Origin of the sequence: Streptomyces sp. NPDC058291, from assembly GCF_042880855.1 — a bacterium.
GTDB lineage: Bacteria > Actinomycetota > Actinomycetes > Streptomycetales > Streptomycetaceae > Streptomyces.
Map to the genome: position 1 here is coordinate 8,872 of NZ_JBHVYK010000081.1, position 14,162 is coordinate 23,033.

The 14,162-nt window shown below is 73.2% G+C and carries 9 protein-coding genes, 2 tRNA genes and 1 pseudogene; 3 read left to right on the forward strand and 9 right to left on the reverse strand.

The genetic code is table 11. From position 1 onward, the window contains the following. Nucleotides 1-1,991, forward strand: a pseudogene (locus ACFVYK_RS30305) (histidine kinase); the annotation flags it as partial. A gap of 476 nt (nucleotides 1,992-2,467) precedes the next feature. Here the strand turns inward: ACFVYK_RS30305 and ACFVYK_RS30310 are convergent. The 5 genes from ACFVYK_RS30310 to ACFVYK_RS30330 form a co-directional block, all read right to left on the reverse strand. Beyond that, entirely contained in the window at nucleotides 2,468-4,123 is a 1,656-nt protein-coding gene (locus ACFVYK_RS30310) for a long-chain fatty acid--CoA ligase (RefSeq protein ID WP_389779520.1), read from the reverse strand. A 142-nt stretch (nucleotides 4,124-4,265) separates the two neighbouring features. Continuing rightward, nucleotides 4,266-4,814: a SigE family RNA polymerase sigma factor gene (locus ACFVYK_RS30315; RefSeq protein WP_389779522.1), complete on the reverse strand. Its 549-nt coding sequence runs from the start codon at nucleotides 4,812-4,814 to the stop codon at nucleotides 4,266-4,268. 310 nt (nucleotides 4,815-5,124) lie between these two features. After that, a complete protein-coding gene (locus tag ACFVYK_RS30320; protein ID WP_389779524.1) occupies nucleotides 5,125-6,294 on the reverse strand; it encodes a lipid-transfer protein in 1,170 nt (389 codons plus the stop codon). After that, nucleotides 6,291-6,686, reverse strand: a complete 396-nt coding sequence (locus ACFVYK_RS30325) for a MaoC family dehydratase (RefSeq protein WP_389779525.1) — start codon at nucleotides 6,684-6,686, stop codon at nucleotides 6,291-6,293. The genes ACFVYK_RS30320 and ACFVYK_RS30325 overlap by 4 nt, the downstream gene beginning before the upstream one ends. Further along, nucleotides 6,683-7,879, reverse strand: coding sequence for an OB-fold domain-containing protein (locus ACFVYK_RS30330; protein ID WP_389779527.1), 1,197 nt, complete (start codon nucleotides 7,877-7,879; stop codon nucleotides 6,683-6,685). The genes ACFVYK_RS30325 and ACFVYK_RS30330 overlap by 4 nt, the downstream gene beginning before the upstream one ends. 185 nt (nucleotides 7,880-8,064) lie before the next feature. On the opposite strand from ACFVYK_RS30330, the gene ACFVYK_RS30335 reads away from it, so the two are divergent. Continuing rightward, nucleotides 8,065-9,024 carry a bifunctional DNA primase/polymerase gene (locus ACFVYK_RS30335; protein ID WP_389779529.1) on the forward strand — a complete coding sequence of 320 codons (960 nt, stop codon included), beginning with the start codon at nucleotides 8,065-8,067 and terminating at the stop codon, nucleotides 9,022-9,024. Nucleotides 9,025-9,043: 19 nt separating this feature from the next. Here the strand turns inward: ACFVYK_RS30335 and ACFVYK_RS30340 are convergent, their stop codons facing one another. From ACFVYK_RS30340 to ACFVYK_RS30350, 3 genes are all read right to left on the reverse strand, one after another. Beyond that, nucleotides 9,044-9,787, reverse strand: a complete 744-nt coding sequence (locus ACFVYK_RS30340) for an LAETG motif-containing sortase-dependent surface protein (protein WP_389779531.1) — start codon at nucleotides 9,785-9,787, stop codon at nucleotides 9,044-9,046. A 209-nt stretch (nucleotides 9,788-9,996) separates the two neighbouring features. Beyond that, nucleotides 9,997-10,071: transfer RNA gene (locus ACFVYK_RS30345), tRNA-Trp, on the reverse strand. Between the two features lie 609 nt (nucleotides 10,072-10,680). After that, nucleotides 10,681-10,767, reverse strand: a tRNA-Ser gene (locus tag ACFVYK_RS30350). A gap of 746 nt (nucleotides 10,768-11,513) precedes the next feature. Here ACFVYK_RS30350 and ACFVYK_RS30355 point away from each other — a divergent pair. Continuing rightward, a complete protein-coding gene (locus ACFVYK_RS30355) occupies nucleotides 11,514-11,924 on the forward strand; it encodes a hypothetical protein (RefSeq protein ID WP_389779532.1) in 411 nt (136 codons plus the stop codon). Between the two features lie 563 nt (nucleotides 11,925-12,487). On the opposite strand, the gene ACFVYK_RS30360 is transcribed toward ACFVYK_RS30355, so the two are convergent. Next, on the reverse strand, nucleotides 12,488-14,155 hold the full coding sequence (locus ACFVYK_RS30360; protein WP_389779534.1) for a trypsin-like peptidase domain-containing protein: 1,668 nt from the start codon (nucleotides 14,153-14,155) through the stop codon (nucleotides 12,488-12,490). Between the last annotated feature and the right edge of the window lie 7 nt (nucleotides 14,156-14,162).

Consider the following 14,162-nt stretch of genomic DNA (forward strand, 5'->3'; position numbering starts at 1 on the left):
CCGTCCCCGCACACGGTCCGGTTCCGGTGCAGGCTCCGATCCCCGCACAGGCAAAGGGACAGGGACAGGCGCCTGTTCAGGGATCCATGGATGGCTCCGCGGCGGACCACGGACGGCATGACGTCGTCCCGCAGGACCAGTCCGACGACCACACCCCGCCCCAGCCGCACCCGACGACCGCGCCCACCGGCCGTCGTCGTCGAGCCGTCGCCCAGCCGGCCGCCGAAGCCGTCGGCGCGCCCGGGCAGGCCGGACCCGTGGTGGCCCAAGCGGCCGTCCCGGCGCAGGCCCAGCCGCCACAGCCCCAGGCACCGGTGCAGGCGCAGGCGCAGGCGCAGGCCGGGCAGCCCGTCGCCGGCGCACAGCCGGTCCCGGTCCCCCCGTCCGCACCCGTGGCCGCGGTCGCGCCGCAGGCGCCCGGGCCGGGCCAGCCGCTCCCCGCCGAAGCCGCGCCCGGGACCGTCCCGAGCGCCCCGGCGCCCAGCGGCACGGCCGCCCCCGGGCAGGCCGCCCCGCTCACGCCGACCCCGGGCGGAGGCACCCCGCTCCCGCCGGAAGCCGCCGTCGGACAGCCGCGCGCCGCTCAGCCGTTGCCCGCCGAGGCCGCGGCCGCGCCGGCCGTGGACCCCAACTCCACCCAGGGGCGCGCGATCAGCGTGCGGACCCTGGGTCAGGGCGTGCCGTTCACCCGGCAGCCGGTGCAGGCGCAGGTGCAGGCGCAGGCGCAGCAAGCTCAGCGGGTGCAGCAGGCCGCGCAGGCGCAGCGAGCGCAGACGCCGCAGCAGGCCCAGCAGACTCAACAGGCTCAGCAGGTGCTTCAGGCGCAGGCGCCGTCGGCCTCCGCCACCCCCGCCCCGCACTCCCCGGGCGGTTCCGGGCGGCGTCGCAAGCTGGGGACCCCGCCCGATCCGGCGATCCGCCCGGAGCAGGCGGGCCGGCCGCACCCGTCGGCCGAGCAGCCCCTTCCGCCTCTTCCGCCCCAGGCCGGGCGGCCCCTGGGGACGGGCGTCCCGCCGGTCTCCACGGCGCCGCAGGCCGTCGTCACGCCGCAGCCGCAGGCCGCCGCGACGCCGGGGCCGCAGACCCACCCCTCGCTCGCGGGGCAGTCGCGGCTCGTGCCCGGCGGTCCGGGCACCGACGGCGCCGGACGGTCGTACGCCATAGGAGCCCCGGACGAGAACGCCGCCGAGGGGCCCGAGCCGCTGGACGGTCCCGGTGGGGCCGTCGAGGTGGCGGATCCGCCGCGGCCGCAGCCGCTGGACGACGAGCTGCCGCCCGAGCCGCTGGACAATCCGCGGCGGCTGCTGGTGTGGCCCGCGCCTGACGTCCACACGCAGCAGGCGCTCAGCGACCGCGGCTACCGTCCGGTGATCGTCCACTCGCGCGAGGAGGTCGACGCCCAGATCGCCGCGTTCCCGGCGGCGCTGTTCGTGGACCCGTTGACCGGGCCGATCACCCGCACCGCGCTGCAGTCGCTGCGCGCGGCGGCCGTCGCCGCCGAGGTGCCGGTCCTGGTCACGGCCGGGCTCGGGCAGGCGACGCGCGAGGCGGCCTACGGCGCCGACCCCGCCGTCCTGCTGAAGGCGCTCGCGCCGCGCGACAGCGAGCAGCATCCGCCGCGGGTGCTGCTCATCGAGGAGCACGCCGAGATCGCCCTCGCGCTGACCTCGGCGCTGGAGCGACGCGGGATGCAGGTGGCCCGGGCGGCCAGCGACGCGGACGCCGTCACCCTCGCCGGGCAGCTGCGGCCGAACCTGGTCGTGATGGACCTGATGCAGGTGCACCGGCGGCAGTCCGGGATCCTGGACTGGCTGCGGGCGAACGGGCAGCTCAACCGCACCCCGCTGGTCGTCTACACGGCCGCCGTGGACCATGCGGACCTGCCGCGGCTGGCGTCGGGGGAGACGGTCCTCTTCCTCGCCGAGCGGTCGACGAGCCCCGAGGTCCAGGGCAGGATCGTGGACCTGCTGGCCCGGATCGGCACCAACTGACAACTGGACCACCGACCGACGGGACCACGGACCGACGGGCCGCGGGGCGAGGGTGCGCTCGCCGTGGGCGAACAACAACCAGGACCACCGACCGACGGGACCACCGACCGACGGGGTCGCCCGCGTCGCCCGCGTCGTCCGCAGCCGCCCGCACGCCCACCGCCGCCCCACAGCGGGCCACCACGACCCCGGCCACGGGCCGGCAGCCGAACCTCCCCCCTGACCCTCATCGCGCTACGCACCGCCGTCACGGCCGCCAACATCTGCCTCGCGGCCCCGCTGCTCCCCCTCATCGCCGACGACTTCGGCTCGACGTCCTCCGCCGCCGGAGCGGCCGGCCCGGCGGGCGCGACCGGTCAGCCAGCCCTGGCACAGGTGTGCCGGACAGGCGCCGCGAGCTGCCCGTCCGGCGTACCGCTGCCCGGGCCGGCGTGGGTGCCCCGGCCGGAGGTGCGTGCGGTGGTCCGACGCCGGGCTCAGAGGCGGGTGATGTCCAGCTCGCCCTCGGCGTATCGCTTACGGAGCACCTTCTTGTCGAACTTGCCCACGCTCGTCTTCGGGACGGCCTCGACGATCGTCCAGCGCTCGGGAAGCTGCCACCTGGCGATTCCGCCCTCGGCGGCGAGGAAGGCGCGCAGGGACGCGAAGTCGGCGGTGGAGCCCTCCTTGAGGACGACCGTGGCCAGCGGGCGCTCGCCCCACTTCTCGTCCGGGACGGCGACGACCGCCGCCTCCATGACGTCGGGGTGGGACATCAGCGCGTTCTCCAGCTCCACCGAGGAGATCCACTCGCCGCCGGACTTGATGACGTCCTTGGCGCGGTCGGTGAGGGTGAGGAAGCCGTCGGGGGAGATGCTGCCGACGTCGCCCGTCTTCAGCCAGCCGTCCTCGCTGAACTTGTCGGCGGGGCGCAGGGGTTCGGCGTCGGGACCGTTGTAGTAGGCGCCCGCGATCCACATGCCGCGCACCTCCAGCTCGCCGGCGGACTTCCCGTCCCAGGGCAGGCGTTCGCCGTCGCGGCCGGTGAGCCGGGCCTCGACGGCGGCCGGGAAGCGGCCCTGGGTGATGCGGTAGGCGAACTCCTCGTCGGTGCCGACCGCGTGGGCCGGCGGGCGGGCGACGGTGCCGAGCGGGGAGGTCTCGGTCATGCCCCAGGCGTGGCAGACGCGCATGCCCAGCGCGTCGAAGGCGGCCATGAGGGAAGGCGGACAGGCCGCGCCGCCGATGGTGACCTGGGTGAGGGTGGAGACGTCCCGCGGCCTGGCGGTGAGCTCCGTGAGCAGGCCCTGCCAGATGGTCGGGACGGCCGCCGCGTGGGTCGGCCGTTCGCTCTCGATCATCTCGGCGAGCGGCGCGGGCTGCAGGAAGCGGTCCGGCATCAGCATGTTGACGCCGGTCATGAAGGTGGCGTGCGGCAGGCCCCAGGCGTTGACGTGGAACTGCGGGACGACGACGAGCGAGGTGTCCTGGTCGGTGAGGCCCATCGACTGGGTCATGTTCACCTGCATCGAGTGCAGGTAGATCGACCGGTGGCTGTAGACCACGCCCTTGGGGTCGCCCGTGGTGCCCGAGGTGTAGCACATGGCGGCCGCCGAGCGTTCGTCGAGCTCGGGCCAGTCGTAGCTGACGGGCTTGCCCGCGAGGAGCTCCTCGTACTCGTGCACGCGCGCGTGGCCGCCGTCGAGAAGGGAGCGGTCGCCGGGGCCGGACACCACGACGTGCTCGACCGTCCGCAGGCGCGGGAGCAGCGGTGCGATCAGGGGCAGCAGGGAGCCGTTGACTATGACGACCTTGTCGGCGGCGTGGTCGACGATCCACGTGAGCTGCTCCGCCGGCAGGCGCAGGTTCAGGGTGTGCAGCACGGCGCCCATGGCGGGGATCGCGAAGTAGGCCTCGACGTGCTCGGCGTTGTTCCACATGAGCGTGGCGACCCGGTCGTCGCCGCTCACTCCGAGGTCGTCGCGCAGGGCGTGCGCCAGCTGGGCCGCGCGGTCGCCGATCTCGGCGAAGGAGCGTCGGCGCGGCTCGCCCTCGCCCGTCCAGGTGGTCACCTGCGACGTTCCGTGAATCTTCGCCCCATGGGTCAGGATCCTGGAGATCAGCAGCGGTACGTCCTGCATGGTGCTGAGCACGGGGTCCTCCCAGGGCGGCGACATTGCCTACGCGGTGGTAACTGTTGCGCTGATTCTGCGCACATACCGCGCGGTATGTCACTAGCTGACGGTGATCGATCACGTCACGACAAAGCCCAGGTCAGCACACCAGGTCGGCGCGCTATCGAACAAGTCCCAGCTCAGGGTCCTCGCGGAGCTTGCCCAGGGCCCGTGACACCGCCGACTTCACCGTGCCCACCGAGACGCCGAGCACTTCGGCCGTCTGGGCCTCGCTGAGATCCTCGTAGTACCTGAGGACGACCATCGCCCGCTGCCGCGCGGGAAGCTTCGTGACCGCCCGCCACATGGCATCGTGCAGCGCCTGCTGCTCGGCCGGGTCCTCGGCCCCGATGACGGGATCCGGCTCCGGCAGCTCGTCGCACACGTACTCGTCGACCTTGCGCTTGCGCCACTGCGACGTGCGCGTGTTCAGCAGGGCCCGGCGGACGTAGCCGTCCAGCGCCCGGTGGTCCTCGATCCGCTCCCACGCCACGTACGTCTTGGCGAGCGCGGACTGGAGCAGGTCCTCCGCATCGCACGGGTTCGCGGTCAGCGACCGGGCGGTGCGCAGCAGCACCGGCTGACGGGCCCTGACGTACGACGCGAAGGACGGGTAAGGCGCGGGCCGCGTCATGCCGTTCGAAGCGCTGGTGCAGACGGGTGGGGTCATGGCTCCACGCTAGGTTCGCGCCCCGTCCGCGCGGATCGCCCGCAGGTCCCGAAGGCGGGTCCGTCTCAGGTTGTAGGGGTGGTGCCGGCCCCACCTCCTGAAGGTGGACGAGAAGTCCCCGCCCACTGCGGGATGCCCCCTGGTTCCGGGGTATGACTCCTGCCGTCTGGTACCGGGGAATGACTCCCGCCGTCTGGTACCGGGGAATGACTCCCGCCATCTGGTACCGGGAGACGACTCCCGCCGTCTGGTCCGGGGCACGACTCCCGCCGTGCAGGACACCCGGCGGTGTCGGCCGGACGCCCGGGACTCATCCGTCCGAGGTGAGGACGAGACCCGACGTCGGCACCCCGGTCCCCGCCGTCACCAGGACCCGAGCGGCCCCCGGCGACTGGTTCACGGAGGTGCCGCGCAGCTGGCGTACGGCCTCCGCGATGCCGTTCATCCCATGGAGGTACGCCTCCCCGAGCTGGCCGCCGTGGGTGTTGAGCGGCAGCCGGTCCTCCGCCACGAAGGCCCCCGCCTCGCCGCGGGGGCAGAAGCCGAACTCCTCCAGCTGCATCAGCACGAACGGCGTGAAGTGGTCGTACAGGATGCCCACGTCGATGTCGGCCGGCGCGAGCCCCGACCCGCGCCACAGCTGACGGGCGACCACGGCCGTCTCCGGCAGCCCCGTCAGGTCGTCGCGGTAGAAGCTGGTCATCTGCTCCTGGGCCCGGCCCGAGCCCTGCGCCGCCGCCGCGATCACGGCGGGCGGCCGCGGCAGGTCGCGGGCCCGCTCCAGCGAGGTGACGACCAGCGCCTGACCGCCGTCCGTCTCCTGACAGCAGTCCAGCAGCCTGAGCGGCTCCGCGATCCAGCGCGAGGCCGCGTGGTCGGCGAGGCTGATCGGGCGCTCGTGGAAGTAAGCCGCCGGGTTCGCCGCCGCGTGCCGCCGGGCGGTGACGGCGACGGGCCCGAAGGCCTCCTCCGCGCTCAGCCCGTGGGCGTACAGGTACCGCTGGGCCGCCATCGCCACCCAGGAGGCGGGCGTGAGCAGCCCGAACGGCAGCGACCAGCCGAGCGCCGCCCCCTCCGCCGACGGCTCCCGGTGCCGCACGCCCGACCCGAAGCGCCGCCCCGAGCGCTCGTTGAAGGCGCGATAGCAGACGACGACCTCGGCCACGCCCGTCGCCACGGCCAGCGCCGCCTGCTGCACCGTCGCACAGGCCGCCCCGCCGCCGTAGTGGACCCGGGAGAAGAAGGACAGCTCGCCCATGCCGCAGGCCTGCGCCACGGTGATCTCCGGGCTGGTGTCCATCGTGAAGGTCACCAGGCCGTCCACGTCGGCGGGCGCGAGGCCCGCGTCGGCCAGGGCCGCCCGCACCGCCTCCGCCGCCAGCCGCAGCTCGCTGCGCCCCGAGTCCTTGGAGAACTCCGTGGCCCCGATCCCGACGATCGCGGCCCGGCCGCCGAGCAGGTCCCGCGTGCGCACGCTCACGCGCCGGCCTCCTGCGGGACGGTGAGCGTGGCCGTCCCCGTGACATGCCGGCCGACGCCGTTGTCCCCGGTGATCCGCACCACGGCCGTGTCGCCGTCGACCTCCTCGACCCTGCCTCTCAACACCATGGTGTCTCCCGGGTAGTTGGGCGCGCCGAGCCGGATGGCGACCTTGTGGAGCACCGCCGAGGGGCCGAAGCAGTCGGTGAGGTAGCGGCCGACCAGGCCGTTGGTGGTCAGGATGTTCATGAAGATGTCCGGGGACCCCTTGCGCCGGGCCAGTTCGGGGTCGTGGTGGACGTCCTGGAAGTCCCGCGAGGCGACGGCGCCGGCGACGATCAGGGTCCGGGTGACGGCGATCTCCAGCGGCGGGAGCTCGTCCCCGGCCTTCACGCGGCACCCTCCCGCGCGCGGAACACGGGCAGCGTCAGCTCGTCGTCGCAGACCTGGAACTCCAGCGCCACCGGCATCCCGATGCGCACCTTGTCGTAGGGCACCCCGACGACGTCGCTGATCACGCGGACGCCCTCGGCGAGCTCGACCAGGCCCACCGCGTAGGGCGGGGAGAACGCGGGGAAGCGCGGATGGTGCATCACGACGTACGAGAAGACCGTGCCCTCGCCGCCCGCGTCGACCGTGTCCCACTGCGCGGAGCCGCAGGCGTTGCAGCCGGGCAGCCAGGGGAAGCGCAGGGTGTCGCAGGCGGCGCACCGCTGGATGAGGAAGCGGTGGTCGCGCACTCCCGCCCAGAAGCCGGCGTTGTCGCGGTTGACGACGGGCCGCGGCCGAAGCTCCGACCGCTCCGCCGCCTTACCCGACGCCGACCGCTCCACCGCCGCCTTACCCGACGCCGACCGCTCCACCGCCGCCTTACCCGACCCCGACCGCTCCACCGCCGCCTTACCCGACCCCGACCGCTCCACCGCCGCCTTACCCGACCCCGACCGCTCCACCACCCCCATGCCCGACTCCGACCGCCCAACCGCGGCTTCCTCCGTCCCGGACCGCTCCACCGCCGCCGTCCCGTGCTCGGACGCCCCCACGTCTCCGTTCCCGTGCTCGGACTGCTCGACGGCCCCCGTCCCGGGTGCCGGCTCCCGTGCGACGGGCGCGTACTTGAGGATGCGGAAGCGGTGGGTGGCGACGAGGGTTCCGTCCACGCGGACGTCGGTCCTGGTCGTCACGAAGTGACCGGCCCCCAGCCTGGTCGTCTTGCGTCGCGAGACCGACTCGATCACGGTGTCGAAGGCGACCTCGTCCCCGGGGCGCAGCGGACGCGCGTACTCCTGTTCGCAGTCGGTGGCGACGACGGCCGTGCAGCCCGCCGCGTCGAGGAGGGCGAGCAGTTCGTCGTAGGCCCGCGCCCGTCCTTCGTGACCGCTCAGACCGCCCATGATCCACGCCTGGAGCATGGTGGGCGGGGCGATCGCGCCGGGGCCGGTGTACGCCGGGTTGGCGTCGCCCATCGCCTCGCACCAGTGCCGGATCATGGGCGCGTTGACGGGGTCCCGGCCGCCACCGGCGACTGCGGCGGGGCGGCCCTCGAAGGCCTTGAGCCGCAGGTGGAGATGGTCGTCGTCGTCCACAACGGCGCTCCTTCCAGACGGTTTCTGACTGTCCGTCAGATTGCGTCGGCTGTCAAGGCGGCCGTCGCAGAAGAAGGGCGGCGCGGGACGACGTGCCACCGTCGTTCCGCCGCACCCGACCGCCTTCCGGCACGCCGACGCCCGCCCCCCTTCCCTTTATCGAACATGCGTACGACACTGAGGGCATGGCCTCCACCGACCGGTATCCCCGGCAGGCCGCCACCCTGGCCCTCGCCCACGCCCTGTCGGCCGCCGAACGCGGCCTGGCCGTCATCCCGCTGTCCCGGACGAAACTCCCCGCCCTGCGCTCCCCCCACCGCGACGACCCTGTACCCGCCGGGCCGCCCTGCCACGGCGAGTGCGGCCGCCTCGGCCACGGGGTCTACGACGCCTCGACCGACCCGGCCCGGATCCGCGAACTGTTCGGCGCCGCGCCCTGGGCCACCGGCTACGGCATCGCCTGCGGCCTGCCCCCGCACCACCTCATCGGCGTCGACCTGGACATCAAGTCGGACACGGACTCCGCGGCCTCGCTGCGTGCCCTGGCTCTGCGCCACCGGTTCACCGTCCCGCCGACGATCATCGTCCTCACCCCGTCCGGCGGCCGGCACCTGTGGCTCACCGGTCCGCCGGACGTCGTCGTCCCCAACTCGGCCGGCCGCCTGGCCCCCGGCATCGACATCCGGGGCGCCGGCGGGTACCTGGTCGGCCCCGGTTCCCGCACCGCACACGGCGTCTACGCCACCGCCCCCGGCACCGCCCGCCTCGCGCCCGCGCCCTGCCCCCGCTCCCTCTTGCGCCTGCTGCTGCCGCCGCCGCGCCCGCATCGCTCCGGCGGCGCCGTCTCGACGGCGGGCGACGCGCACGGCCGCGGTCTGGTCCAGTTCGTCCTGGCCGCCCACGAGGGGCAGCGCAACACCCGGCTGTTCTGGGCGGCGTGCCGGGCCTTCGAGGACGGCATCGGCCCGGAACTGACCGAGGACCTGATCGCCGCCGCCGTACGAACCGGCCTGACGGCGAGGGAGGCCAGGGGCACGCTCGCCTCGGCGGCGCGCATGACCACCCACCGCCTGACCACCCACCGCCTGACCCGCGACGCACCGGGCGCACCAGACGCACCAGACGCACCGGACACACCGGGCTGACGCCCGGGTCCGTCCGCCGTCAGTGCGAGTGCGGCGCCCTGCGACGGCGCAGTGCGAGGACGATGCCGCCCCCGACGACGACCAGCGCACCGGCGACGCCGCCGACCACCGGCGTACGACCGTCCGCCCCGGTCTCGGCCAGGACGGTGCCACCGCCTGCGGGCGACGGCGCGCCACCGCCCGGCGCCGCGGGCGCCTGCGCGCTCGACGAGGCGGAGGACGACGGAGCGGAAGCCGACGCGGAGACCGGAGCGGAAACCGGCGCGGAGGAGGCCGAAGGCGACGACGCGGGGGGCGCCGTCGACGGTCGGCCGGACGGCGTGGCGGACGCCGGGACAGACGGGCCGGCGCTGGCGCACGTCTCGTCCTGGACGACGACCAGCGGCTCGATGTCGTCGTCGACCTGGTCGCCCGCCTTGATGTGGACCTGGAACGTTTCACCCGCGTACCAGTCCAGCGGGACGAGATCGACGGTGACGCCGTGCCCGGTCGGGTGCTCGATCTTCTTCGTGTCGACGAGGCGCAGGTTGTTGAACGGCTGGTTCAACTGGAGGAACAGGGAGACGGTGGCCGGCGTGCCGGAGGAGTCCTTGTCGGTGACGCGGATGACGCCGTTGCCGTGCGCGTCACAGACGGCGGCCGCGGAGAAGTCGCCGATGCTGCACGCGAGGGCCGTGTGGGCGGTGCCGACGGCGAGTGCGGCCGACGCCGCGAACGTGCCGATGACGCGGGCCGCCGAGGCGGCGCGGGATGAACGAGACACACTTGTTCCTTGGGATCGATCAGGATGCGACGAGCGGCTCCCGAGCACGCCGGCCGACGACACGGCCGAACGAAACCTCCGAAGCACGCGTCGGTGGTCCGTCAACGACACATCGTCGCGGCCCATGGCGGGATGAAGAAACGGCAATGATCATCTCCGCGCCGGACCAAGAAACGGTCACGGCGGGCCCGCCGGATACGGCGGGAAGGCGGAACCGGCCGGATTCGAACCGGCGTCCTCACGGTTTTGGAGACCGCGCGCGACGACCACGGCGCTACAGCCCCGCCCCGCCCGCCATCCTAGGGGGCCGGCCACCGCGCCTCGTGAGGTTCCGGAAGGCGAGACCGGGTCGTTCCCCGTTCCGATATCTCCCGCGCCAAGATCACCCAGCCCGAGACCGGGTTCGGGCCGACTGCGCGACGGAGTACGGGACTTCGCGGCTCACGTCGTCTCACGGACTGGCGAACGCCATGCCCCGATGGGCCGTCGTGAAAGCTCGGGGTCAAGCGGAAGCCTCGAGTTATGGCGTCCACAGGGAACTCGAAGGGACCGAGGCCGAAGCCGTGGCCGCACTGCTTCGCATCGTCGACGGGTATGAAGAGGCCCTCACCGCAGCCGGGCGCCGGCGGCAGCGACGAAAGGTCTTCCGTGTCTCCGATCGCAGCTACCTCGTACGCGTCGAAAGCCGGATGTCGAGCCATGAAGCCACTTCACCCTCGCCTAACCCATAGCCGACACCCACGACGACGGCCTTCCCGACACCGCGGGCGGATCACCGAAGTAGCGCAGCGGCTTGCCGCTGAGCGGTGAACCTCGGGTTACACCGGGCGATCACGGTGAACGGACACGGAAGCGGCCCCCGACCAGTTGCCCGGTCAGGGGCCGTTCACCTGCGGTGGGTGTGGGATTTGAACCCACGGTGACATCGCTGCCACGACGGTTTTCAAGACCGTTCCCTTAGGCCGCTCGGGCAACCCACCCGCGCCCCGGCCCACCTGGGGCGGAGCGGGTACAGACTACCGGGCGCGGGCTCGAAGCGGGGAGCATGGTCCACACGGGGTCCACAGGCTCTCGTCTCGGGTGCCGGCCCTCCCCATGAGCATGAGCATCACCCAGAGACCGGTTAGCGCCGGCCCCTAGCCTCCGCTGGCTCCATGCCCAGCCCGGCTGAGAGTTACAACCTTCTCTACGGGATCTCCAGCCCGGCTGAGAGTTACAACCTTCTGTACGGGATCTCAAGGCGGCTCGCTCCGCTCGCCGCGCACTCCCCGGCTCACCGCCGGGGCCCGACGCTCCTGCCTTCGGCCCGCTCTGGCCCCGGCTACGCCGGTCGCGCCGTTAGAGCGAGCATCATGGCCGGGAAGGCTCCCGCTGTGGCCGGGGCGGTCGGCTCCACGGCCAACTCCCCGGTTCGGGTCCCGCGTCGAGCGCGATCAGGGGATCACAGCCTGCCCGAGTTGCCGGCCAGCATACGGCCCCCTGATCATGCTCGACCCCACACCGTTCGCCCAACAGGTGCCATCCTCACCCCCATGGCGGGGAGGGGATGACACCTTCTTGCGATCGCCTACGCCCTGTGTTCCGCACGATCTGGAGCCCTTGGGGCAACGACCTAGCGGCCCGGCTGGCACTCCGCCAGCACCCCGCACAGGTGATCGGCAACCCTCGATGCCCCCGGCGTTTGGCGGGAGCATCAACCCCGGTTCAGTGAAGTCGAGTTGGTCATGTGAACACGTCCGGCGGTGGCAGCACGTCCGGTTCCGGGAACACGTCCGGCGGTGGCAGCACGTCCGGTTCCGGGAGCACATCCGACTCCGGCGAGACCGTCGTGGAGGGCCTCAACAAGGGCAAGGGCGTCAGCGGCACCTGGCACGGCATCGTGCGGTACGTGGCGCCCGGCAAGTACCTGGTCGACGGTCCTGCGGCCCAGGGCTCCGGCGGTGAGCAGCAGGCCTTCTTCCTCGCCGAGGACACCGTGATCCTGGGCGGGGGCCAGATCTGCGGCACCGCCGGCTCGAAGGTGGACGCCCCCTGCGAGGAGGCCGACCTGGAGAAGGCCGCCAAGAAGGGCGTGGAGGCCGAGGTCGTGGTCAAGAACGGCACAGCCACTCAGATCACCGACGGTGCGCTCCTCTGATCCGCTGCCTCACAACGAGCAGAGGCGGTCTGCCGGAAGCCACACTTCCGGCAGACCGCCTCACTCGTTGCCGCGTCTCGGCGCTTCCGGCCTCACGTACGTAGAGGCCGCCAACTCCCCTTCGCGCGGTCCTGGGCAACGGTCCCGGCTCCCGACCGCAAGGGGGTGCTGACCAGCGGGTACGTGGTTCGCTTGGGCCGGACTCCGGTCCACGTCTGGTCCATGCGCACTGAGTCACACCGTGACAGAGCCTGATCAAGGTGAGACAGCTCGCGCGCAGAAGGGGAACCCCTCATCGAGAGGCGCCCCCTCTGACCAGCACGTCTATGACCTGCGGAGTGGTCGACACCCGGGCCCATCGGAACGGTGTCACACCCTCGCGTTTTTCGAGACCGCTCCCTTAGGCCGCTCGGGCAACCCACCCGCGCCCCGGCTCACCTGGGGCGGAGCGGGTAGAGCGCACCGGGCGCGAGCTGGTTGCGGGGGCGTGGTCCACCCAGGGGGTGAGCACGCGCGCGTGGGGAGCAGTGGTCGCTGCGCCCGGGGAGGCACGCGCGCGTGGGTCAGCTGTCGCCCTTGCGGGAGCCGAGGGTGAGGTCGACGGTGTGGGTCTTGCCGCCGCGCTCGTAGGTGATCGTCACCTTGTCGCCGGGCTGGTGGGTCCAGATCTCGCCGATGAGGGTCGGGCCGCTGTCGATCACCATGTCGTCGAGCTTGGTGATGACGTCGCCGGGCTTGAGGCCGGCCCGGTCCGCGGGGCCGCCGGACTCGACCGCGGAGGCGCCGCCCTCCGCCGTTTCGGTGATCTTCGCGCCGCCCGAGCCCTCCTGCAGCGAGACCGACGCGCCGATCTTGGCGTAGACGGGCTGACCGGTCTTGATCAGCTGCTGGGCGACGTACTTGGCCTGGTTGATCGGGATGGCGAAGCCGAGGCCGATGGAGCCGGACTGGGTGGTGCCGCCCAGCCCGCCGCCGCCGGTGGACTGGATCGCGGAGTTGATGCCGATGACGTTGCCCGAGGCGTCCAGCAGCGGGCCGCCGGAGTTGCCCGGGTTGATCGAGGCGTCCGTCTGCAGGGCGCTCATGTAGGAGGAGGAGCTGCCCGAGCCGTCGCTGGACGCCACCGGGCGGTTCTTCGCGCTGATGATGCCCGTGGTGACGGTGTTGGACAGGCCGAAGGGGGCGCCGATCGCGATCGTCGAGTCGCCGACCGCCACCTTGTCGGAGTCGCCGAGGGTGAGCGGCTTCAGGTCCGAGGGGGCGTTCTTGAGCTTGATGACGGCGACGTCGTAGCCCTGCGCGTGTCCGACGACCTCGGCGTTGTACTTCTTGCCGTCGGGGAAGGTCGCCGTCAGCTTGCCGCCGTCGACAGCCTCCGCGACCACATGGTTGTTGGTGACGATGTGGCCCTGGGTGTCGAACACGAAACCGGTGCCGGTGCCGCCCTCGCCGCTGCTGGACTGGGCCTCGATGGTGACCGTGCTGGGCAGGGACTTGGCGGCCACGCCGGCGACCGTGCCGGGGTCTCGTTTGACGTCGCCGCCGTTGGTGGAGGCGGAGACGGTGGTGGAGCCGCTGTTGTCGTCGTTCTTGGCCAGGGTGTAGCCGAGTCCGCCCCCCAGGCCGCCGGCGACCAGCGCGGCGATCAGGACCGCGGCGACGAGCCCGCCTCGACCGCGGCCCGACTTGGGCGCGGGCTGCTGGTAGGAGGCTCCCCAGATGGTTCCGCTGCCCCCACCGGCCCCACCGGCTCCGGAGCCGGGGTCCCCGTACGCGTGCGTGCCCGCACCGGAGCCGGGGTCCCCGTACGCGTGCGTGCCCGCACCGGCGTCGGCGTACAGCGGGGTCGCCGGGGGCTGGCTCTGCCAGTCGTGTCCGGGGGCGGCCGGGGCCGGGGCGCTCTGGGGCGCCGCGGGCTCGTGCGCGGAGGAAGCGCGGGGGGCGGTCGGCGGCGGCCAGTCGCCGTCGGCCGGGGCCGACGGAACGGACGCCGTCCGGGGCGGGCTGGGCGGGGGCCAGTCCCCCTCGGGCGCGCCGCTCGCACCTGCGGGTCCCACCCGGCCGGCGTCCGGCGCCCGCGGGGGCGTCGCCGGGAGCGGGGTGGTGGGTGCGCCGGTGTCCGGCGCGGGCGCCTGCGAGGCGGCCGAGGGAGACTCCACCGGCACGGGGGGTGCGGACGGGGCCGGGGGTACCTGAGTGCCCTCGCTCTTGCCCTCGTTCTCGGTGCTCACAGCTCTT

Excerpts from the sequence above, each read along its gene's own strand:
- ACFVYK_RS30315 (WP_389779522.1), bottom strand. The coding sequence starts at position 4,814 with ATGACCCCACCCGTCTGCACCAGCGCTTCGAACGGCATGACGCGGCCC.
- ACFVYK_RS30335 (WP_389779529.1), top strand. The coding sequence starts at position 8,065 with ATGGCCTCCACCGACCGGTATCCCCGGCAGGCCGCCACCCTGGCCCTC.